The 22,912-nt window shown below is 33.9% G+C and carries 14 protein-coding genes and 1 riboswitch; of the genes, 13 read left to right on the forward strand and 1 reads right to left on the reverse strand.

Features of this window, described 5'->3' with window-relative positions; translation table 11 throughout:
• Nucleotides 1–172: 172 nt before the first annotated feature.
• From I2F89_RS08350 to I2F89_RS08375, 6 genes are all read left to right on the forward strand, one after another.
• A complete protein-coding gene (locus I2F89_RS08350) occupies nucleotides 173–3,874 on the forward strand; it encodes an ATP-binding protein (protein ID WP_195514183.1) in 3,702 nt (1,233 codons plus the stop codon).
• Nucleotides 3,875–5,180: 1,306 nt separating this feature from the next.
• Nucleotides 5,181–7,868 (forward strand): AAA domain-containing protein, encoded by a 2,688-nt coding sequence (locus tag I2F89_RS08355; protein WP_195514184.1) that lies wholly within the window; start codon nucleotides 5,181–5,183, stop codon nucleotides 7,866–7,868.
• Nucleotides 7,869–8,299: 431 nt separating this feature from the next.
• On the forward strand, nucleotides 8,300–8,503 hold the full coding sequence (locus I2F89_RS08360; RefSeq protein ID WP_195514193.1) for a hypothetical protein: 204 nt from the start codon (nucleotides 8,300–8,302) through the stop codon (nucleotides 8,501–8,503).
• Nucleotides 8,504–8,933: 430 nt separating this feature from the next.
• Nucleotides 8,934–9,785: a PRD domain-containing protein gene (locus tag I2F89_RS15700; RefSeq protein ID WP_161643197.1), complete on the forward strand. Its 852-nt coding sequence runs from the start codon at nucleotides 8,934–8,936 to the stop codon at nucleotides 9,783–9,785.
• Nucleotides 9,775–11,610, forward strand: a complete 1,836-nt coding sequence (locus tag I2F89_RS08370; protein WP_161643199.1) for a beta-glucoside-specific PTS transporter subunit IIABC — start codon at nucleotides 9,775–9,777, stop codon at nucleotides 11,608–11,610. Before I2F89_RS15700 ends, I2F89_RS08370 begins: the two co-directional genes overlap by 11 nt.
• Nucleotides 11,611–11,624: 14 nt before the next feature.
• Nucleotides 11,625–13,037, forward strand: a complete 1,413-nt coding sequence (locus tag I2F89_RS08375; RefSeq protein ID WP_195514185.1) for a family 1 glycosylhydrolase — start codon at nucleotides 11,625–11,627, stop codon at nucleotides 13,035–13,037.
• 87 nt (nucleotides 13,038–13,124) lie between these two features.
• Here I2F89_RS08375 and I2F89_RS08380 read toward each other — a convergent pair whose 3' ends face one another.
• On the reverse strand, nucleotides 13,125–13,760 hold the full coding sequence (locus I2F89_RS08380; protein ID WP_195514186.1) for a VanZ family protein: 636 nt from the start codon (nucleotides 13,758–13,760) through the stop codon (nucleotides 13,125–13,127).
• Between the two features lie 462 nt (nucleotides 13,761–14,222).
• Here I2F89_RS08380 and I2F89_RS08385 point away from each other — a divergent pair, with 462 nt between their 5' ends.
• The 7 genes from I2F89_RS08385 to I2F89_RS08415 all read left to right on the forward strand — a co-directional run bounded on the left by I2F89_RS08385 (nucleotide 14,223) and on the right by I2F89_RS08415 (nucleotide 22,757).
• Nucleotides 14,223–15,785 (forward strand): hypothetical protein, encoded by a 1,563-nt coding sequence (locus I2F89_RS08385; RefSeq protein WP_195514187.1) that lies wholly within the window; start codon nucleotides 14,223–14,225, stop codon nucleotides 15,783–15,785.
• A complete protein-coding gene (locus I2F89_RS08390; RefSeq protein ID WP_195514188.1) occupies nucleotides 15,782–16,540 on the forward strand; it encodes a hypothetical protein in 759 nt (252 codons plus the stop codon). Before I2F89_RS08385 ends, I2F89_RS08390 begins: the two co-directional genes overlap by 4 nt.
• Nucleotides 16,541–17,095: 555 nt before the next feature.
• A riboswitch (cobalamin riboswitch) is annotated at nucleotides 17,096–17,256 on the forward strand.
• A gap of 191 nt (nucleotides 17,257–17,447) precedes the next feature.
• Complete coding sequence (locus I2F89_RS08395) at nucleotides 17,448–18,416, forward strand: ABC transporter substrate-binding protein (protein WP_195514189.1); 969 nt, start codon at nucleotides 17,448–17,450, stop codon at nucleotides 18,414–18,416.
• Entirely contained in the window at nucleotides 18,409–19,407 is a 999-nt protein-coding gene (locus I2F89_RS08400; protein WP_071866943.1) for a FecCD family ABC transporter permease, read from the forward strand. Before I2F89_RS08395 ends, I2F89_RS08400 begins: the two co-directional genes overlap by 8 nt.
• A 13-nt stretch (nucleotides 19,408–19,420) precedes the next feature.
• Nucleotides 19,421–19,945 carry an ATP:cob(I)alamin adenosyltransferase gene (locus I2F89_RS08405; RefSeq protein WP_071866945.1) on the forward strand — a complete coding sequence of 175 codons (525 nt, stop codon included), beginning with the start codon at nucleotides 19,421–19,423 and terminating at the stop codon, nucleotides 19,943–19,945.
• Nucleotides 19,946–19,958: 13 nt separating this feature from the next.
• Complete coding sequence (locus I2F89_RS08410; protein ID WP_195514190.1) at nucleotides 19,959–20,735, forward strand: ABC transporter ATP-binding protein; 777 nt, start codon at nucleotides 19,959–19,961, stop codon at nucleotides 20,733–20,735.
• 357 nt (nucleotides 20,736–21,092) lie between these two features.
• Complete coding sequence (locus tag I2F89_RS08415; protein WP_086335058.1) at nucleotides 21,093–22,757, forward strand: DNA/RNA helicase domain-containing protein; 1,665 nt, start codon at nucleotides 21,093–21,095, stop codon at nucleotides 22,755–22,757.
• Nucleotides 22,758–22,912 lie beyond the last annotated feature (155 nt).

Here is a 22,912-nt window from a genome sequence, read left to right on the forward strand (position 1 = left end):
TTTATATGGACTGATGAGTTCAATTAAGTGAAATCCGGAAGAAGAAGGGAGTTTTCTTCTCCGGTTTTTCTTCGTTATCTTACATGAATCAATATATTGATCAAAAGAATCGTATTCGCATGTTCAAAAATATCTAAGAAAGTTCAAAAAAAAATATGAGGAGGCAACTCAAGTGAGTAGAGTTAATGAGGTAGAGAATAGAATTAAAGAACTTGAAGGAGGAAAATTTCAGAAATTGTGCAACAGTTACTTGTATCAAAAATATGGGCTTGAAAACATTTCTCCATTAGGATCACAAGAGGGAACTGACAAAACAACTATAGGAGTACCAGACACATTCATTGAGCATGATGATGGTACTTATACTTTAATAATGTATGGGACTCACAAAGATGTAAAAAAGAAAATTAGAGAAGATATTTTAGATTGTTTAAACGAATCGAAAACAGGTATCTCAAAAAGCAAGATAAAAAAAATTATTTGCTGCCATACTTCAACCAATATAAATATTCGCGAAATCGAAAATATAAAAGAACAAACTCAAGGCGTCTCTATCAAACTTATCGGATTAGGAACTCTATCGCAAGATATTTCCAGTCCTAAATTTCAAGGAATTGCTAAAGAGTATTTAAATATTGGTTTTGGTACAGAACAAATTTTTGATATAAACGGTTTTGTAAAAGCATATGACAAAAATGTGACAGTGTCTCCTTTAGACATCGATTTTAAATTTCGCGAGGATAAGGTTTCTGAAATAAAAGAAGCTGTTAGCAAAAATACAGCCGTGTTGATTAGTGGTGCCTCAGGAGTTGGTAAAACGCGAATTTCAATAGAAATTTGTAAGTACTTTGAGTCAGAAGGTTACCAAGTTCTTTGTGTAAAAAACAATGGACAACCACTCTATGATGATTTTAAAATTTCTGTTTCAACACTAGGCAAATATTTGTTGTTTATTGATGATATGAATCAAATCTCAGACATTGTTTCTGTTGTAGATTGGATATTGTTAAATGATAGAGACGATGTTGAAATAAAAATTTTAGCCACGGTACGAGATTATGCTAAGGGAAGAATAGTGGACTTATTAAGTAAGTTTAATTTATTTAGTGTAATTAAAGTTCCTATTTTTAAAAACGAAGACATCAAGAAAATCCTAGATGAATGTTTAGGGATTAAAAACGAATACTTTCAAGATAGAATTGCAAAAATTGCAAAAGGAAATATTCGCCTAGCTATACTTGCTGGGAAGTTTGCAATTGAAGATGTAGAGAAGATAAAAAATTCGTCAGAAATATTTAAGCATTATTACGGTAAAATAATTGATGAAGGTAAATTGTCTCATGAAACAATTAAAATACTCTTCATAGTTTCTTTGTTAAACACTGTTAAAATTAAAGATGATGATTTTGCAAAGATATTATTAGCCGAATTTAATATTACATGGGAATCTTTTAAAACTATCAGTCATGAGCTTCATCAAAATGAGTTAGTGGATTTGTATTTAGATGAAATCGTCAAAATTGGGGATCAGAGTTTTGGAAACTATATTCTTGAATATGTTTTAGTTGAGCAGAAATTTATTAGTATAGAAAGGCTTTTAGAGCTAGGATTTAGTATTAAAAAAGGTAGAATCATCTATGCAATAAATACTATTTTAGAACTATTTCACTCAAAGGAAATTGAAAAGTATATTTCTGATCAAATTAATAATCAATGGAATAAAGCAAAAATGGAAGAACAAGACGCTTATCTAGAAACTTTCTATCTTGTAAATCTTGATAAGTCTTTGGATATTCTAAATAGAAGAATCTCAGATATGGAACCTACAACTTTTGAAATCACGGATGATTTTTTCAAAGAAAAACAAAAAAACCAAAATATAACAAGTCTAGAACTGAATATTTTGAGCGGATTTAAAAATACAAAATATTTTGAGGAAGCAATTGAACTTATTGTAGTCTTGTTTAAAAAACGGCCAGATCTTTTTATGGATATATATTTTGTATTTACAAAAAAATTCTCCTATGATAAAAATTCTTTTAAGTTAAGATATGAAAGAGAAAACGTCCTTATCAATACTCTTTGTAAGTTAAGAACAAATACTAATTTTAATTATGATTTTTTATTGTTAAAAGTCATCGGAGAGTTACTTAAAACTTCTATTTCGACAAGTGAGCAAGGAGAAGACGCAAATTCAGTAACATTTATAAATTTCACTGTTAGTTTAAATGATGGATGTAAGATATTAAGAAGAAATCTCTGGGAAATTCTTTCAGTGCTATCTGAAGATGAAACTCTCATAGTAAGAGTTCAAGAGATACTTAGGGAATCATCACGTTGGACTGGGGAAATGAAACGTGTCATCCCAGTTTTTGAATTTGATCTGTCCTGTATAAAGGATTTATTTGCTGATAAATGGATAACTCCAGATTTTGATCAATGTCTTGTGTTATCCAAAATTACTGATTTTGCAAAAAGCATGGATATTAAAATTGACAGTGATTTTAGAAAATATGAGGAAAATGAAGACTATCAATATTACAAAATAATTAAGCCAAAAGAGGATCGTAGATACTCTGAAGACTTCGAAAAGCAAAACGAAGGTGAAATAAAAGAATTGACATCTACATTTTTAATAGATGACTATAGACGGCTGTTCTTGATAGCAAAACATGTGGAAAATGATACAGGATTTCTAAATTACCATCTTGGACTAAATCTAGTAACTGTTCTTAAATGCAGTTCTGAGCAAATGTGCGAAGATATGCTTAAATGTTATTTTCAATGTGATGCACCTTATTCAATAAGATGTACAGTAGTTATGTTTGACTTTTTAAATAGATTTGGATTCGAGAAAACATACACCGTTATTAACGAAATAAATTATCAATATAGAAATGTTTGGATTAGTTCGCTATTTGAAGTAGTTCCAGAAGATAGAGTGAAAGAAGAACAAGTCAATCTATTATTTAATTTTATTGAATCTCAGCGAGGCGAAGTATTTCCGTCTATTCCACGACTTAACACTATTTTAAAATATACAAAATTTGACGAAGAGTTACTTGTTAAGTTTTGTAAGATAATTCATGGACTATCTAAAAACCGAAGTAGTGTAGCATATGATTTCTTAATTGAGTATCATCAATCAGTAGATAAACTTATTGAAATCTTTTCGAATAATCTTGATGTTCTTGAAGAGTTATATATGGATGCAAAAGAAGAAAACTTAGATTATGACGGTAAGATGTTAATAGAAATTGTGAAGGTAGATTCAATATTCTGGGACAGATATACTCAAGATATTGCTAATAATGACTTGTTTAGCCAGCACGAGAAAAAAGAAATTTTCCAAGAAATATGGAAGTTAGAAAATTATCAAACACTTATTGATGTCGCTTTTTATAATATTTTACAAAATTCTAGAAAGTATATTGGATGGGAAAGTTATGAATTGATTTTTCCTGTAGATAGAAAAAATCTTGAAGTAAATGAACGAATAAAAAAATGGATTTTAAACTATATTCGTGAGAATAGTTCCGACCATGAATTGATTCGCAAATTATTCTTTCATTTCGTGAGTAATCAAAATGAAACCGATAGGCTTGACTATATATCAGAATTTTTAAAGCAAAATAGAACTATTAAAGACTTTGAAACACTGTCTTTAGTTCCGAGTTTTTATGAATGGAGCGGAAGCGAGGTTCCACTTATAGACAAAAATATTTCCTTCATATCACTACTTTTGAAAAGTTCATTCTTGAAAGGTTTAGATTTTATCAGTCATAGAAGTTCTCTGAAAAATTATATAATTAAACTTGAAAAAGAAAAAAAGCGTATACAGATGAAAGAGTATCAAGATGACTATATTAGCTAGTATTAAATAATGTGGTTGAAAGAAACGCTTGTTGTATTTATAGTCTCTTTGTCAATAAGGACTGATGAGTTCAATCAAATAAAGAGTGTGGGACAATCATCAGAAAATATTCTGATGACTGTCCCACTTTTTTTCTTTTTTTTAAATTTAAGGAACGAAAATTTTTTTAACTCATGATAAAGTTGAGAAAGAATGATATCGTTGAGGTCAGCTAAATATATGAAATAATGATCATTAAAAAAAATGTTAAAAGGTTTATTCTTTTTATCAAAAAACTAATGCAGAACCTTGTGTATGAGAGTTTAAGCAACTCGTCAAGGAGCGTTTGGGAATAAGTCGTTGTTGATGTCGTAATGGGATACTGTTGCGTATCAAGTGAGTATTCTTGGTAACAAGAAGAAAGCCAGTGTAAAAGCATTGGAACGCAAAGAACGTGTGCAAAGTGTGACCAAATGTAAGGTAGCGAACTTGTCGGGACGACAATAGAAAGCTAAGTTGATAAGACTTAGCCTCTCCGTGAAGAGATTTGCTAAGGGATTGGCATTTCACACTGATGGAAACATCCAAAGAAGTCCTTCGCCGTGAAATGATTAGAAATAATCTATAAGACAAGAAACGCGTGAGAGTAGCAGAAGGCGGTATATGTTGATACTATTAATAATCAAAATATACCGAATGCCCCTGTGGAATTTGTAGGCTGTCATGCCTGACCACATCTCGTAAAGCTGCAATATGCCAGCGGTCGCTCCGACTGGTACGGTATTGTAGAATGTGTGACTGAACAACATTGCAATCGCATGGCGTAGAGAGAGATACTCCGCATAGTTTTTTGGTAAAGGGCGTAAGCCTTTTTCTTTTGCATTTTTTTACATAAGAGCTATCCCAACATTTTGGCTTTTTGTCGATAAGGATGGATGAGTACAATCAATTGAAAACCGGAAGAAGAAGAAAAATTCTATTCCGGATTTTTTTATCTTGTATTTAAAAGAACAAATACAAGGAATTAAACGATTATGATATCAAAACTATATTTTATGATGTTATTAATATATTGTTTGGTACTTCTGATAAACTTTGATAAAGAAATTGTTTTGTATAAGGATGAATAGTGATAAATGTAAAATTTAATGTATCTTATATTTTTAAGTATAGAATCTAGTGCTTATTTTCATTTTAGATTTACACATAAATAGATTGGTATAATCAAATTTTTCGCAATTATCACGATATTACAGAGAAAGTGAATTTTATTATCTATCGTTCTTTTTATTCGATAATATATAAATTAAAATTGAGGCGGTATAGAATGTTTTCAATATACATGAACGGGCAAGACAAAACGAATCAAATAACAGACTGGAGATTATGGAATAAAGGGAATAAATTGATGGTAACTGTGGATTTTCCATCAGGGAAGTCTTTTACAAAACCTTTAGATACATGTAAAATCACCCCTATAAAGGAAATCCAATCAGGACTTTTATCTAGAGAAAAAGATGTTTACCAAACAATAGATCACGCTACTACATATGGTGGGAAATATGTGGTTGTAAACTATCCGAATGATCAAAAAAAATATATTATGAAGTTGGATAATGTAAGTATTATTGAGCGTTCTGATTTAAAAAATGAAAATATATTTTCTTATTTTACTGATATTGTAAAAGAGCGTGTTCGCCTTGCAAGTTCAGACGACCTGCTTATGTATGAAAATATCGAGAGACAATTGAATAAAATTACACCCTATAAAGGAACAGCTTTGCATGCTTATTGTTATGGTAAGAACGAGGTTAGGGAATCTTTGGAGAAATATATTTTCCCGTTTGGAATCAATGAGAGCCAGTTGGAAGCCATTGAAAATGCATTTTCTTCTCAAATTAGTGTGATTGAAGGTCCTCCCGGTACAGGAAAAACGCAAACAATTTTGAATATCATTGCGAATATTTTAATAAATAAAAAATCAGTTGCAATTGTTTCAAATAATAATACAGCTGTTGAAAATGTTTATGAAAAGTTAGCGAAAAAAGATCTGGATTATCTGATTGCAAAATTAGGAAGATCCACAAACAAAGTAGAGTTCTTTGAAGAAATGACAGATGTACCATCTTTTGATTTGAATTCAGAAAGTGTTTCTGTGAAGGAAATTGCGACTATATTAGCAAAAGTAAAAAAAAGTCTAGTTGTACAAAATAAAGTAGCACAGTTGACTGCAGAAATCAGCGAGCTACTTATTGAAAAAAAATACCTTGAAGAATGGCATGAAGAAAATGTACATGTCGATTTAGTTGATGTTCAGAAATACAAATTAAGTCCAGAAAAGAGTTCTGATTTACTTGCTTATATGAATTACCTTTCTCAAAAAAAATTCTCTTTTAAAGAAAGATTTCGTTTATTGCTAGAATTTAGGATCTTTAGAACGAAATTTATCGAAACTTCCTCTGAACGAGTAAATTTTACATACTCCTTACAGTTCTACTATTATGAAAAAATGCTACATGAAAAAGAACAACAATTACAAAAATATAAGAATGAATTGAAAAAAGATCATTTTAAGCAATTATTAGACGATTTAACGAATAAATCAATGCAGTACCTCAAACAACAATTGTCAAAATCAATTCCAATGAGTTCAAATTTTACTATGGATAATTATAGAAAAAATTTCAGTAAATTTATTAAACGATTTCCTATTATTGGAAGTAGTAGCCATTCAATTATCAACTCGATAGCAGAGGGAGCTATATTGGACTATATCATTATTGACGAGGCCTCACAGCAAGATATAGTTCCGGGAATTTTAAGTTTAGGCTGTGCAAAAAATATTATCGTTGTGGGAGATCGCAAGCAACTTCCGCATATTCCTGCAAAAACGGAGATTGTTTGCCCAGCACAATATTATGATTGTAGTAAATATAGTTTACTAGATTCATTTATTCAATTGTTTAAGAAAGAAGTTCCTATAACCTTATTGAAAGAACATTATCGTTGTCATCCTAAGGTTATCCAGTTCTGTAATCAACAATTTTATAATAATCAATTAATTCCCATGACGGTAGATAAGGGAGAAGCTTCGATTTCGCTGATTATTACTTCAAAAGGAAATCACACACGTAATTTTGCTAATTTGCGAGAAATTGAATCTTTAGTGGAGATTGGTTGGTCTGATGAAAAAGATATAGGATTTATTACTCCCTATAACGACCAAGTTGATTTAGCTGGAAAATATTTACCAACTGAGTTTGCCAGAGCAACTATCCATAAATTTCAGGGTAGAGAATGTAAAGAAGTTATTTTTTCAACAGTACTAGACAAGAAAATAAAGAATCAGAAATTTATAGAATTTGTCGAGGATCCCCACTTGGTGAATGTGGCTGTTTCAAGGGCAATAAATAAGTTTACTTTAGTTACTGGAAATGAGGTGTTTACAAGCAATAATAGTAGCTTGGCAGCTTTAATTAGATATATGAAGTACTATGCCTCTGATGAATATTTCTATGAAAGTCCAGTAATTTCAGCATTTGATTTATTGTATAACGAATACGATCGTTCTCTAGAGAAATTAAATAACCGATTGAATTTAAAAGATTCAAATTTTAAGTCTGAGCAAATAATGGCTGCTATATTAAGGGATTTACTTAAAGAAAGTGAATTTACTTCTTTGATACCTCATAGACAGATTAATTTGAGTCAACTTGTTTCGATTAAAAACAACACCTTTACTGAAAGAGAAATAGAATTTATGAATCAAAAAGCGAGTTGTGATTTTGTACTTTACTATAAGGTTGGTAAATATCCGATAGGTGTGATTGAAGTTGATGGTGGGAAGCATGATAATCAAGTTCAGCGAGAACGTGATACACTTAAAAATAATATTTTAGAAAAAGCTGGTATTTCTTTGCTTAGATTGAAGACAACCGAGGGAAATATTGAGAGAAAAACAAGAATATTTTTAAATGAATGTATGGTCAATAGTAGCGTTCAGAATAATGAATAAATTTATTCTAAGAGGAGATAGCTAAGAAAAGATGTTTCCTCTTTATTTTAACAAAATTTTTAAATCGATTTTCAGAAATGATTAAAAAAGTATAACTCTTAAATTTTTAGAGTAAGAATAATAAAGATAATAAGAGGAAATTATTACAACATAGGATTATGAAGATTAAAGCAAAGCTATTTTGTTTTGTAGAATTGCTTTTATAGTAACGATTATGAGGCTAAACATACATTTTATGATGGTTTTACTATACAAGATTATTTCTCTGATAATCTATCATATAGAATGGTTATTATGCAAAGTTTCGAAACGAGGAAATAAACTTTTTAGAATGAACTTATGTAAATTTGAATTTAAGTAGTTTCCAATTAGTTTGGAAATAAATGGCTTGCTACTTATTTATAGAATAAATGAGAAAGATGGGGATGTATATGCCAGATTCTATTAATTTACCAAACTTTTATCATGACAGTGAAATTTTAAATAATGTTGATTTACCTGAAGAAGACCAATCTTTACAAATCCAAAGAACTTTAAAAGAAACAGAAAAAATCCAAAAATCTGTTTCTTCTTTGGAAGATAGTGAAGAAAAAAGAAAAAGGATAAAACCATCTACTTTTCAAAAAGAACAGTGAGAAATGCTGAAGCGAAAAGAGTACTTTGAAGGTAGTACTCTCTTTTTTTTTACTATTACAGTTGAGTATCAGCTTGTCATAAAAAAAGAGCAAAATCCTGACGAAAGTTCTTATAAATGAGGACTTGCTGCAGTTGTTTTATGAAATAAATCAAATAATAGATGGATGAAACAACCAATGATGTAATAGAAAAAATCGGCTGTTACTCATTCCTTTTTGTTATGCACCAACAAAGAAAGCGTTGACATTTCCGCAAAACACCTTTATCATTAATTATATATCATCAATAAAAAGAAGAACCCATTTAATACGCGGCAGTATTAAATGCGAGTATGTTACTGCAATGCAGGCAGAACTCAAAAAAGATTTTAAGGCACAAGCCCTTAAATCTTTTTTGAGTTCTTTTTTTTAGGAAAGGAGAATAGGGCAAGTGAAAATAATACAGATAATCAACAACAATGTGGCATTGATCAAAAAGGGCGGACATGAGGTCTTTATTGTTTCCAAGGGAATTGGCTTTCGTAAGAAAAAAGGCCAACAGGTTTCAGAAGACGAGATCGAAAAAATGTATATTTTGGATTCTTATGAAATGTTGGAGCATTTTAGTTATTTACTTTCAAAATCTGATTCCAATGACATTCTTTTGATTAGTCGGATTATTGAAAATGCAGAGGGGAAACTTGGCATCAAAGTGAGTGATTATTTAACACTAACATTACTGGATCATTTAGAGTTTCTTTTAGAACGAGCTGAAAAGAACCAGTTTATTGCAAGTCCATTGATTTGGGATATTCGCAGATTTTATCCTCGTCATTTTGATCTCGCACTGGAGAGTCTCCAGATGATCGAGAAAGAAAAAAATCTAAGTATTCCTAATGATGAAGCGGCTTCTATCGCTTTGCATTTCATCAACTTTTGGGACAATAAGAAATCTGACCGGTTACTGGAGATGCAGACATTGAGTGATATTGTCTCTATTATTGAAAAACACTATACATTTAAAATCGATGAATCGTCGACGAACTTTATGCGGTTCTCAACACATTTACAATACTTTATCCAGCGGATCATCAAAAGTGAATTGGCACAGTCAGAAGGAAATATCTCTTTATTGTATCAACAAATCAGCCAGTTATATCCAGAAGCGTTCAAAGCAGTCCAAAAAGTCAAAATCTATATCAAGCACCAGTTTAAAGCAGATATTTCCATGAATGAAGAAACGTATTTGATGATGCACATCAATCGACTAACAGAAAGGATTGGAAAAACAGATGAAATATGAAAAATTAAATAAAGCAATAATTGAATTGGTTGGCGGAAAAGAAAATATTGTAGCTGCTGCCCATTGTGTCACACGTTTACGCTTGACGTTAAATAATCGCGACTTAGCAAAAACAGAAGAAATCAAAGAACTAGACGGCGTGATTGACGTTGTATCCAATGATGTAGCGTATCAAGTAATTATCGGTACTCATGTCACGGAAGTCTACAATGAATTTATGTCATTAGCAGGCTTAGGGAGTGGAAGTGAGGCTACTCCTGAGAAAGAAAAATTAACATGGAAGAAAGTCCCGACAGCAGTGTTGTCGGTGGTTTCTGAATCAATGACTTCAATTATCGAAGTACTGATTGCGGCAGGGATGATTGCTGGGATTTTGAGTTTGCTTTCTTTGACGGGCATCGTTTCGGCGGAAAGTCCAACGTATCAAATTTTCCAGACATTACAAACGTCGATTTTTACGTTCTTACCGATCTTTTTTGCTTTTTCATCGGCTAGAAGATTGAATGTCAATCCGTATGTCGCCACTGTGTTAGCGACGACTGTGATGTCATCAAACATCACTGGTGCGGAGGGACTAAGTTTGTTTGGCTATCAATTACCTGTGATTGATTATTCCCATACATTCATTCCAATTTTATTAGCAATCGCCTTGTTGAAATTTGTGACTACTCAGTTAGAAAAAGTAGTGCCGAAAGCGATTCAGCTGTTTTTTGTTCCAGCTGTTTCCTTGATGATCGTATTGCCCGTTCTCTTAACCGTTTTTGGTCCGGTGGGTATGTGGATCGGTTCTGGTATTTCTTGGGTCTTTACGATGTTGTCTGAAAACATTGGCTATTGGATCGTAGTGATGCTTTATGCAGCTTTCCAACCGTTCTTGATCGTCTTAGGTGCTGCGAATTTCTTATTCCCGATCGGATTGACTTTCTTTGCTGAACTGGGCTACGATCCTGTGATTACTGGAGCTGCCACGATTTCAGATATTGCCGTTGCTGGAGCGATGATTGGTTATTTCTTGAAGACGAAAAAAGAGAAAGAAAAAGCGACATTTGGAACGATTGGTTTTTCAGCGGTCATGGGAATCACAGAACCAGCTATTTTTGGGGTCTTCTTAAAATATCGCCGACCATTTATTGCGGTAATCGTTGGTGGTGGGATTGGCGGTTTGATTGCAGGATTAGCGGGTGTCAAAGCGTGGACCATGGCTTGGGGGTTGGCAGGATTGCCCGCCTTCTTAATTGGTGGAACAGCAAACTTTGTTTGGATGATCATTTCATGTGTCACAGCATTTCTCCTAGCTGGAGCTGTTGCTTATGGGCTTGGGATGCCACAAGAAGAAAAAGATGTTAAAAAGGAAAAAACACTGACTAAAGCTGGTCAAATCGCTCTGGAAAATGTCAGCTCAGGTGAGGTCATCCAGTTGAGTCAAGTTTCAGATAGTGCATTTGCTTCAGGCGCTTTAGGAAAAGGGTTCGCAGTGATTCCCGATGAAGAAAATGGAGAGATTTTTGCACCGATCGCAGGAGAAGTCACCGTAGTTTTCCCCACAAAACATGCGTATGGAATCAAGACAGAAGATGGGGTAGAAGTATTGATCCATGTGGGGGTTGATACAGTCAACCTTGAAGGAAAAGGATTTACTAGTTATGTAAAAGTCGGCGATCAGGTAAAAACAGGCGATGTTTTAGCCACGGTTGATTTTTCTGTCATCAAAGCAGCTGGTTTTGACTCAACAGTGATGGTCGTTGTCACAAATAGTGCAGACTTTTTGGATGTGGTTCCGTTGGCTGATGACAATACAAATCAAGTGTTAGCAGTGATTATTTAGGAGGCGTAAGAAGGATGAAAACAGATTTTCTATGGGGCGGTAGTATCGCAGCCCATCAAAGTGAAGGTGGATGGGATCAAGGCGGCAAAGGAATTTCCAATATGGATCTAGTCACGAAAGGAACCCGGGACACTCCACGAGAAATCCACAAAGAACTGAAAGAAGGATTCATTTATCCTTCTCATAGGGGGATTGATTTTTATCATCGCTACGAAGAGGATATCAAACTATTTGCGGAAATGGGTTTTACAGCATTAAGAATCTCGATCGATTGGACACGGATTTTTCCAAACTGTGATGATCCAGAACCAAATGAACAAGGATTGAACTTTTATGAAGAAGTAGTAGATACATTGCTCGCACATGGGATTGAGCCGATCATCACGTTCTTTCATTTTGAATTACCAGCTAACTTGATTGTAAAATACCAAGGTTGGACGAGTCGCAAACTAGTCGATTTATTTGAAAAGTATGCTGAAACATTGTTTGAACGTCTGAATGGTAAAGTGACTTATTGGGCGACATTCAATGAAATCAATCATTTAGACCCGAACTCGAAAGCGGCAGAATTTTTTACGTACTATATTTCTGGTCTTAAATTTGAAGAACTCGAAAATCCGAAACAAGCGATCGCACAAATTGCGTACAATACGGCACTTGCTAGTTCAAAAGTCGTTAAGTTGGGCCATCAAATCAATCCCGAATTCAAAATTGGGTGTGTCTTTGGTATCAATCCCCAATATCCAGAAACGTGTAAACCAGAAACGATGTTAAATAACTTGCTGGAAAATGAAAAAGAATTGTATCAAATGGATGTGATGTGTCGTGGCAAATTTCCACAATACAAATTAAAAGAATTTTCAGCGCAAGGTATCGTGATCGAACAACAAGAAACGGATGTGAAAGATTTTCAACAAGGAACGATCGACTATATTGGTTTGAATTATTATATGTCCAGTGTCACTCCGAATGAACAAAAAGAGAATGAAGCGTTCTTTGGAGGCATCCAAAATCCGTATCTGGAACTTTCTGACTGGGGCTGGGCCATAGATTCTGTTGGCTTACGCTATACAATGAACTGGTTGTACAGAAGATACCAATTGCCGCTAATGATCACTGAAAACGGGTTAGGCGCTGAAGATGTGTTAAAACCTGGTAATATCATTAATGATGATTACCGTATCGAGTATCTTAACCTCCACATTTCAGAAATGAAAAAGGCAATCACCGAAGATTATGTCGAATGTCTCGGTTATCTCTCTTGGGGACCAATCGACCTAGTCAGTGCCTCTACTGGTGAAATGTCGAAACGGTATGGATTCATTTATGTTGACTTGGATGATGAAGGAAAAGGCACCGGCAACAGATACAAAAAGAAATCGTTTGACTGGTATAAAAGAGTGATTGAAACAAACGGAACAGAATGACAAAAAGCAAGAACCCCAAAAATTGGAAGAACAATTTTTGGGGTTCTTATCTTTTTTATAGAGGTGTTGTTTCTAAGATATTAAGCATTAACTAAAAAATGTATTAACGAAAGCGATAAAAACGACCAATACAGGAATTGACCATGAAAAATCAGACGTTTTATCAAGGATTTTATTTGAGGAATGGTTGAATATTTTTAAAATTACTTGAATTAGGCAATAACCTAAAATCATCCCTAGTACATTTGAAGTTAAATCATCGATATCTGTTGCTCTAGCTACCGTAAACAGTTGACTCAGTTCAATCAATAAAGAAGTGCAAAAGCCAAATAAAAGAGAATAGCTGAATTTTCTATACGTGGGACTAATTAACGGACATAAGAATCCGATTGGTATAAAACAAATAATATTGAGAAGATACCCAGTATTTATTCCATCAATGAAAGGAACAAGATTGATATTTGGATTGAAAATATTTTCGCCGAACCCACTAATCCTGTTTAATCCATAAAGCGTAGGAACACCGAACACATTGAAGAATGTCACACACATATAATAAAATAATAAAAGTGCTGATAGAATACTTACCAATTTAAAAGAACCTTTGTTTTTTCTGGTGAACCAAAATAAAAAACTTGCCAAAATTAATAGTCCTACCAAGAATACAGGTTTTAAAGTCAAGATATCTACGATAGATTCCCAGAATCCGATTTGTTGTATCATCTTTTTGGCCTTCTTTCCTTAAGTGAATGATTATTTAGTCTGTATAATCATCTCATAGAAGGAGACTCTAGCCATCAGCCTGTAGACTTATTTTAGGAGTGATATGAGTGTGCTGATAAACTGGTAAATGATACAAGATGAATCCGGTTGGTACTAAATGATAATTATGATACGTAGAAACGATTGATAAAAAATGATTAAATAGCAAAATATAGCCCTAGATACTTATTGAATTCCAGTATATTAGGGCTGTTTTTGTGTGCGTATAAGACTGAAAGTGTTCGTATACGACGTAGATGATCCTTATCCAAACGATTTTAATTTAAATAGGAAAAAATTACGTATAGTAATAATGAATGAAGTAGATGGGGGTAAATAAATAGAAGTACAGAGAGAAAATACTATCAAGTATTACATTAATAATAGACAGCCATCACTTATCTAATTGAAAGGACAAAAATTATGGGATTAATCTATTCAGCCACCGAATCTTCTAACTTAATAAGTAATATGACCACTAATTTATCACTTGCTCGGACAACGATTGATCAACTACGAACAGGGAGCCAACAAATTGTTCAGGCAGTTGACGGTAAAACACTCTCTGGGGCGGCTTATCAAGCAGGTAAAGGACTGTTTTCTGAGTTGATCATTCCTACGATCAATCGGGTAAACACTGCGGTACAAGGAATTCAGTCAGATCTGAATCTTTACTCCGCCGCGCATCAAATCGTTTCTAGTGAAGGATGCTTGGACGAAGAGAATTTAAGCGGACAGATTCGGGCTAAATCATTTGCTAAACAATCGATTGAAAACCATTCGCAGACGATCAGACACATCGCTAATATAAGCATCTTACCAGGCATCACAGAAATGCTGACCGACTTCCATCGCAACCTGATGAGAATGTCAGACAGCTTACAAGAAGACATCTACAAGTTGCAACGCAAACAGCAAAAACTCAATGCCTTTAACTCTCAAACCAGTGGACTGTTCAACAACAGTCTACTGGAATTAAAACTCGCTATGCAAAGTGTCTCAGTCCTGAATCAAACTACCGTAAAGGCAGATGGAAGTTATGTATTGCCGAAAGGAGTGGATGGGAGTTGGTTTGAGAAGTACCAACCAAACGGACAGACATTGTTGGAAGAATCTTCAAACAATGCCTACTTAGAACTGTATGCGGAGATTGAAAAATTGGTCCAACCCCTGAAAGAAGGGAAAACCGATGCAATTAAACGACTTGAAATGTTGCTCAGAAATTATCCTGATGCATTGGTAAACAAGCTGGCATCCAACGATGAATTTTGGATGCTTACCAATTATCTACCTTCAGGGATGAAAACTAGATTATTTAGTTTTCTTACAAAATACGAAATGTTAGGTAAAACTGTTGCTCAAGGAAAATGGATTCCTAAAATCGATACGATAGGTAAGGCCTATCAAAATTTTACTAAGTTTACCTCGCCCGTAAAAACCTACGTCAGCGAAGGCTTGAAGAACTCTCACTTGATACAAGGAGCTAAAAAATGGGGTATCGCCAAAGGAATAGGAACGGCAGGCCAAGTAGCTACTTACGCACAATTAGGTGTGACATTTGTTTCAAGTGCAGTAAATGAGTATGGAAAAACAGGTAGTGTAGGAAAAGCAGTAAAGGGCGGAGGGATTGATATGGTTAAAAGTATAGGACCGTTGGAGGGGATGACTATAGGCGCTAAAATCGGTGGGGTTGTGGGGACTATTGTACCAGGAGCAGGTAATGCTACTGGCGCTTTTGTAGGCTGTGTTGTTGGAGGGCTTTTTGGTTTAGGAAATTCAATTGTACAGTCAATATGGCCCGACAGATATGATAAATGGAAGAATTCAGTTTACCAAAAAGAAGATAATAAAAAAAGTAACAATAAATTAGAGTTGGATAATTTAAAGTTAAGAAGTACAAACTGGAATGTTAGTGCTTCTGGAAAACCTTTTGGTAAAAAAATGAATTCTGTATATATACCTAGTTATAGAGGAGTAGCACAATGAATATCAAAAGATTTTTTTCAGCTACTTTTGAGGAAAGTTTACATTTAGAAGATGATCGTTTTGTTAAAGATTTGTATGCTGGTATTAAGATACAAGAGCAAGAGAAAAGAAACCTTCATCCTCTATTTCAATTAATTATTTATATACTTATGATTTTACTTATCTACGGATTTTACTACTTAATTAATTCTTGGATGGAAAATGAAGTGTTACATCAATTATTTAAGGAACCAAAAATTAATTTTGTTTCAATGCCTATTTTTTGGTTTGGTTTGTTGATATTTTTAATAATTAGTATTTTTATGATCACTAAGATGAATGATGGAACGAGATTTTACTTTATTTTTATTAATTTAAATAACTACATGATTTGGCTGATGCTAAGCATAAATTTGTTCTTCATTACATTCTTTATCGAACCACTTACGATTTCTGGAATACTTATTTTAATTTTGTTTCAGATTTTAAGTGGTTATATCATTTTTGAGAAAAAATTGTATGGTCTTGCTAAACAATTATTCGGTAACCACGAGTCAAAAAATCAATTTTCAAAATTTATTGAAAGAATAGTCACCTTTAGCTATAAACTCGGTGGAATCTTTTGGGCAATAATACTACTTTTAAATTTTATTTTTCCTAGTGGACTAAATGATTCCTCGGATATTACTACTATTTCAAGTACCGTAATAATGTGGATGATTGTAAATATCAGTTTTACTGCAGCAGAGGTGCATATTTCCTTTCCGTATTTATAAAAATAAGTTTCAAGAAGAGTATCGTGAGTGGGAAGGGAAAGGGCAGTTAGAATGGTACGGAGAGAAGTATTTCAACAAGCATATCAAAGGAACAGCCAAAGAAATAAAAGAGAAGAACTAGCCCAAAATCTTTGGTATCAACGTCTATCTAAATGTAAATTTTGGATTGAATATTAAAATAAATAGCCTTAATCTGATAAATCTTTTCTTATTCTAATGAATAACATATGAAATTTTTGCATGATTTTTAACAAATTTTTGTCCTTTTACCTTACACTTACATGATAGGAATGCCTATCAAGAGCTTTGTTTTGTTAAAATAAAAAACGTTAGATAAATCAACGAATGTTATAGTGGCGTCAGTTTTTTATACTATGAATGAATGCCATTTAAAAAAACAGAGAATAATATATTTTTGTTGAAAGTAAGGCGTTTCATTGCCTTTTTCGCTTGATTTTCGTGTATCTTTTATGAAACCCATATGTTAAAGTATTGGCGGAGATACTTTTGTTGATATAGCTAAAATTTCCAAATAGATAAACTAAAAGTGAATTTAAAATAAATAGCCGATTAGATGTCAGGGAAAGAGGTGAAAGTCCTCTACAGACCTACCTACTGTAAGGTGGATGAAACCAATAGGACCACAGATCATTCTGGAAGGGTTGGGAGTAAATAGAAGCCAAGTCAGGAGACCGGTCTAACGGCAATGATGTTCTTTTGTAGGAGAAAGATCAAAAGTTTTTTTGTGTGATCGATCAAACTGTCTTCTCCTGTAAAAGGAAAGGCAGTTTTTTTATTGCTTTTAAAAAAGAAGCTGATTGGTTAGGATATGGAAATGTAAGGGTTATCGTAAACAAAGTGATCACTGGGAAAAGTAAAAATGAGTCAAGGAAAGTGGGAATAGATGATGAAAAAATTATCGAAATTAGTTGCTGTGTTGGGATTGAGCGTAGTCTTTGGGTTGAGTGCTTGTTCAAATAATAATGATCAAACAAGCGGAACAGCAGAAACAACAACAGCTTCAGAAGTTGCTCTACCAACAAAAGATCGTGGTGGCGAAGAAATCGAGATTCCAGAAGAAGTGGATAAGATGGTTTCTCTAGTACCTTCAGTTACACAAGTGATCGATGATCTAGGACGTAAAGATCAATTAGTAGCTGTTGACACACAAAGCCCAGCAATGACGGAAGATATCGATGAGTTGCCACAAATCGATATGATGGCTGTGGATGCAGAAACATTGATTTCGTTGAACCCACAAGTGATCTATGTTTCAGATATTAGTCTGCATGGTTCTGAAAACGTTTGGTCACAAGTAAAAGATGCAGGAATTACTGTCGTGAATATTCCAACTAGTAATACCATTGAAGATATTGCTTTAGATGTCCAATTTATCGCGGATACTTTACAAGAGCATGAAAAAGGACAAGAATTAGTCGATACAATGAACAAAGAAATCGATGAGATTAAAGAAATTGGTGAAACGATTACAGATAAGAAAAAAGTATTGTTTGAAATTAGCGCATTACCTGAAATCTATAGCTTTGGTAAAGGCGTTTACTTGAATGAAATGATCGAACTTGTAGGTGCAGAAAATGTCTTAGCAGATCAAGAAAGCTGGATTCCAGTAACAGAAGAAGCTGCGATTGCTAGTAAGCCAGATGTAATTTTGACGAACGTAAATTACTTAGATGATGCCGTGCAAGAAATCTTAGATCGTGGAACCTGGAAAGACGTTCCTGCGGTGAAAAATGAAGCAGTATTCTATATCGATAACGCTGCGAGCTCTTTACCAAACCACCATATGACAAAAGCCTTAAAAGAAATGGCATTAGCAATCTACCCTGATGAATACAAATCGTTGGAAAATGAATAAACAAAGTCGGTTGCTGTTAGCAGTTGTCTTGAGTATCATCGTAGTATTCTTTGGGATCAAAATCGGGAGTGTATCCATTCCTTTTGATACATTGATACAAGCATTATTTTCAAGAGGAGACAAACAGCTAGATGCAACGATCGTCACCATTCTTTGGCAGGTTCGCCTGCCGAGAGTGGTTTTGGCGTTTCTTGTAGGAGCTGCTTTGGCTGTTAGTGGAACGGTCATGCAATCCTTATTAGGTAATCCGTTGGCTTCTGCTTATACGCTAGGTGTGTCATCAGGGGCATCACTTGGCGCTGCGTTGATCATTGTTTCAGGGATCACTTTACCGTTGTTCCCGAATTTCACATTACCTCTCACAGGCTTTATTTTTGGTTTAGCAACTGTGTTTATTGTTTTGGCGATGAGTCAAAGATTGGATCAGCAATTATCGAACCAAACAGTTATTTTAGTGGGAATGGTTATGACCTTATTTGTGGGCGCGATGTTGACGATCGTCACGGCATTGTTCAAAGATCATTTACAGCAGTTAGTTTTCTGGCAAATGGGCAGCTTTTCAGGAAGCACGTGGGCAAAAATCCAAATTTTTTTACCTATCTTACTATTTGGAACAATCGCTCTTTGGTTCTCTGCTAGAAGTTTAGATGTGTTATCTTTAGGTGAAGAAGAGGCGTTGATTTCTGGTGTAGATGTCCGAACAATCAAGCTATGGGTGATGGTCCTTGCGGCTTTACTTGCAGGAAGTGCGGTTTCATTTGTCGGCGTGATCGGATTTGTTGATCTGATTGCCCCCCATGTCATCCGCCGTTACTTCGGTGCCAGTCATCGTTGGGTCATTCCAGGAGCAGCACTATTAGGTGGCAGTATGATGGTGGTTGGGGATACGATTTCTCGAACGCTATTATCTCCCCAAGAAATTCCGATCGGCGCTGTTACAGCACTGATTGGTGCGCCATTTTTTGCCTATGTTTATTTCAAACGAAAGTGAGTGTTTTACAACTATGAAAGATATTTATCGAAGCCCTTATGAGGCTTATCCATTTTTAGCAGACGATGCAGATGATTTACGCTGCGATTATGAATTACACACCGATCGTTTATCTTCAGAAATCGGGCTATTACGCGCAAAGTGTGAAGATTCTCCTTTTTACGAAGAGTTAGAGAAAATCGGTGAATTGGTTTACCATGCCAATGCGTGCGTGCGTACAAAAATGACGATCACGCAAGAAGAAATCGACTGGTTAAAGAGTCGTGTCGATGAATTGAATGCGGAAAGAACAAACCAAAGCGGACCATTTTTCTTGCCTCAAGGAAGTGAACGAGGTGCGTTGGCTCATATCTTGCGTGTCGATTGTAAAGTAATCGTTCGTTTGCTGTATCGCCATCTTTATCAAGGGAAAAAAGTCGATTCAGGCTTGCTAGACTTTTTCAATTTATTGTCGGGTTATTTCTTCATGATTGCGATGAAATTCAACCGAGAAGACGACGTAGCAGAAATTCCTTTTGTCAGCAGAAATTACCGCTAAAGGAGGAAAAGTGATGACCTTGAAGCTATCGCAAGTCACAGCTGGCTATGGCTCAGTAAAAATCATCAAAGAAGTCTCCTTCGAGCTGAACAAAGGTGAGAACCTATGTATCCTAGGACCTAACGGCTGTGGCAAGACGACCGTATTGAAATCAATTTCAGGCATCCTTTCCTACGAAGGATCGATCACGATCGATGGAAAAGAAGTCCGCACAATGAAGCGTAAAGAAGCCGCACGGAAAGTCGCCTTACTCAGCCAGTTTTCAACCATTGCTTTTGATTATACCGTCTATGAAACCGTCATGATGGGGCGTTATACGCACATCAAACATGGGCTATGGTCAGTCACCACAGCAGAAGACCGAGAAAAAGTCATGGAGTGCTTGGCTCTAACCAATTTGTTAGAATTGAAAGACCACCCAGTCAACCAACTTTCCGGTGGCCAAAAGCAACGCGTCTTCCTAGCCAAAGTATTAGCTCAAGATCCAGATATCTTATTACTAGACGAACCCAATAATCATCTCGATATCAAACACCAACTTGAACTTATCGGCTATTTAAAAGACTGGGGAAAAAAACAAGACAAAACAATTATCGGCGTCTTCCACGATATCCGCTTAGCCCTATCATTAAGTGATCAAGTCTTGTTCATGAAAGCAGGCCAAGTCATCAAGCAAGGCCCATTTTTGGAAACAGCTTCAAGAAAACTACTCAAAGATATCTTTGATGTGGATCTAGTGAAGCATTTTCAGGAGCAGAGTGAGATTTGGGAGAAGTTGGGGGAAGGGTAAGTGCAAATAGAAATATAGAAATTAACTCTGAGACTTATTTGAGGTTTCAGAGTTTTTTTGTCGACTAAGATAAAGCGATTTTGCATTTAACTAACATAAAGAAAAATATTTGTTCAACAAAAAAAGATAGATACTTTATTTTGATATCTTAACGACTATAATTGAAAAAATACAATTTATTGCATTAAATCATATGTTCTAAATAATAACTGTAACTTGTATTTAAATAAAAAACACTATTAATAACGAAATAACTGATTGATATAGATAGATAATTACGACAATAACATGATAAACAGTAAATTGTTTTATGTTATAATAAATTCAAGAAATAAGTAAAAATTTATGGAGAGAAATATGTCGTATTATCGAGTTTTAAAACTACAGTTAAACAATGGATGGATATCCAATAATCTATCAAAAATAGAAAATGATATCTTAAATAATAATCCAGTTACGTATATATATTATAATCTAGAAAGAAAAATAATTTATGTTGGTGAAACTAGTTGCTTTAATAATAGACATAAAGAGCATTTAGCTGAAAAAGAACCTAAAACTGATTATCGTGAGTATACTGAATGTCTAGTTATCTATTCTAACCTATTTCATAAATCGGCTGTATTAGATTTAGAATCCTTACTACTTAATTATATGGTCGCTGAATCTGATGAAACTAATTTTGTTTTGGCAAATGGCAATAATGGACAAACAAAATTAGTTTATAAAAATAAAGAGGAAATTCGTTCTAGTGTATTTTATAGATTATGGAAAAATGAATTATTTGAGCTAGGTTTGTCCAAAAATAAAAACATAAATAAATTAAGAGGAAGTTTGTTATTTAAATATTCTCCATTTAAACAACTATCCGTAAAGCAAAAAGAAATTATTGATGAAATTGAAACTGATTCTTCAGGAAAATTTATAGTCGAAGCACCTGCAGGTTCAGGTAAGTCTGTATTATTTACAAATTTAGCTTTTTCCCTAGCAATAAATAACCCTAATTTGAAGATTGGGGTTGTTACAACTGGAAATTTAAGAAAGCAGTTTAATTTAATTTTTAAATCTATAAACTTGAATAATAGATTATTTGTTAAGACTAGTTCACAATTGATAACAGATGCTAAGAAAAACAAAGAAAAATTTGATATCATCATTGTTGATGAAGCGCACAAGTTAAAAAAATACTATACAAAGGGGCATCCTAATTCAAGAAGGCACCTTAATAAAGATGATGAAGAAATTACACTCTTAGAAGAAATAACTGAGGGGCTGGTTTTGTTATACGATCCTTATCAAGGAATTAAACCGCAAAATATTACTCCTTCTGAAATTCGAAAATTAACTATTAATTATAAAAAATTAACTTTATCACAACAATTTAGAATTAGTGGTGATGGCAATTTTTCAGGAGAAGACTATTTAAAAGGGATTTTGTATGCTCTACAATTAAGTGAAGATAAAAATTTTAATTTAGATGTATTCAAAAATGACTACTTTGGCATCGTGGATAATTTTAATGAAGTTATCGAGTATGTAGAGCTTCACTCTCATGCCTATCCTGAAACAACTAATAGAGTAATAGCTGGATACTGTAGAGAATGGAAATCTAATATAAATAAAAAGTCTAACAAAGGAAAAAAATTAGATGAGTTACCTTATGATTGGGAAATAGACGGTATTAATAGAAGATGGAACTCCACTTATGAAGATTGGATAAAAAAACCTAATTCACAAAAAGAAATTGGATCTATACATTCAATTCAAGGATATGATCTGAATTATTCTGGAGTAATTATAGGAAATGATATCACGGTAATAGATAATCAAATAATGGCAGTACCTAGTAATTATAAGGATAGTGGTGGAACACCTCTAAAAAAAGAATTTTCTTTATCTGAATTAACTGAGTACATTTTGAATATATATTACGTTCTTCTTACAAGAGGAATTGATGGATGTCGAGTATATTTTGAAGATAAGGCTGTAGAAAAGATATTTAAACAGCGTATTGGATTATAATTATATCGTATGTTATATCGTATGTTATATACATCTAGTCATTTCATTATTTAAATAAATACCATGGAAACCTAAAAAGAGAGTGGGACAATAGTCCTTTCTCAAAAATAGAAATGAGTCCAATTTTGATGTGTTTTGTCAAAATTGGACTCGTT

The sequence above is a fragment of the Enterococcus sp. 1001283B150225_161107_E12 genome (assembly GCF_015556925.1).
Classification (GTDB): Bacteria; Bacillota; Bacilli; order Lactobacillales; family Enterococcaceae; genus Enterococcus_B; species Enterococcus_B mundtii.

Bases quoted from the DNA above. Each gene is read 5' to 3' on its own strand.
- I2F89_RS08355 (WP_195514184.1), top strand. From the start codon at position 5,181: ATGTTTTCAATATACATGAACGGGCAAGACAAAACGAATCAAATAACA.
- I2F89_RS08360 (WP_195514193.1), top strand. From the start codon at position 8,300: ATGCCAGATTCTATTAATTTACCAAACTTTTATCATGACAGTGAAATT.
- I2F89_RS08370 (WP_161643199.1), top strand. From the start codon at position 9,775: ATGAAATATGAAAAATTAAATAAAGCAATAATTGAATTGGTTGGCGGA.
- I2F89_RS08375 (WP_195514185.1), top strand. From the start codon at position 11,625: ATGAAAACAGATTTTCTATGGGGCGGTAGTATCGCAGCCCATCAAAGT.
- I2F89_RS08380 (WP_195514186.1), bottom strand. From the start codon at position 13,760: ATGATACAACAAATCGGATTCTGGGAATCTATCGTAGATATCTTGACT.
- I2F89_RS08385 (WP_195514187.1), top strand. From the start codon at position 14,223: ATGGGATTAATCTATTCAGCCACCGAATCTTCTAACTTAATAAGTAAT.
- I2F89_RS08390 (WP_195514188.1), top strand. From the start codon at position 15,782: ATGAATATCAAAAGATTTTTTTCAGCTACTTTTGAGGAAAGTTTACAT.
- I2F89_RS08395 (WP_195514189.1), top strand. From the start codon at position 17,448: ATGAAAAAATTATCGAAATTAGTTGCTGTGTTGGGATTGAGCGTAGTC.
- I2F89_RS08400 (WP_071866943.1), top strand. From the start codon at position 18,409: ATGAATAAACAAAGTCGGTTGCTGTTAGCAGTTGTCTTGAGTATCATC.
- I2F89_RS08405 (WP_071866945.1), top strand. From the start codon at position 19,421: ATGAAAGATATTTATCGAAGCCCTTATGAGGCTTATCCATTTTTAGCA.
- I2F89_RS08410 (WP_195514190.1), top strand. From the start codon at position 19,959: ATGACCTTGAAGCTATCGCAAGTCACAGCTGGCTATGGCTCAGTAAAA.
- I2F89_RS08415 (WP_086335058.1), top strand. From the start codon at position 21,093: ATGTCGTATTATCGAGTTTTAAAACTACAGTTAAACAATGGATGGATA.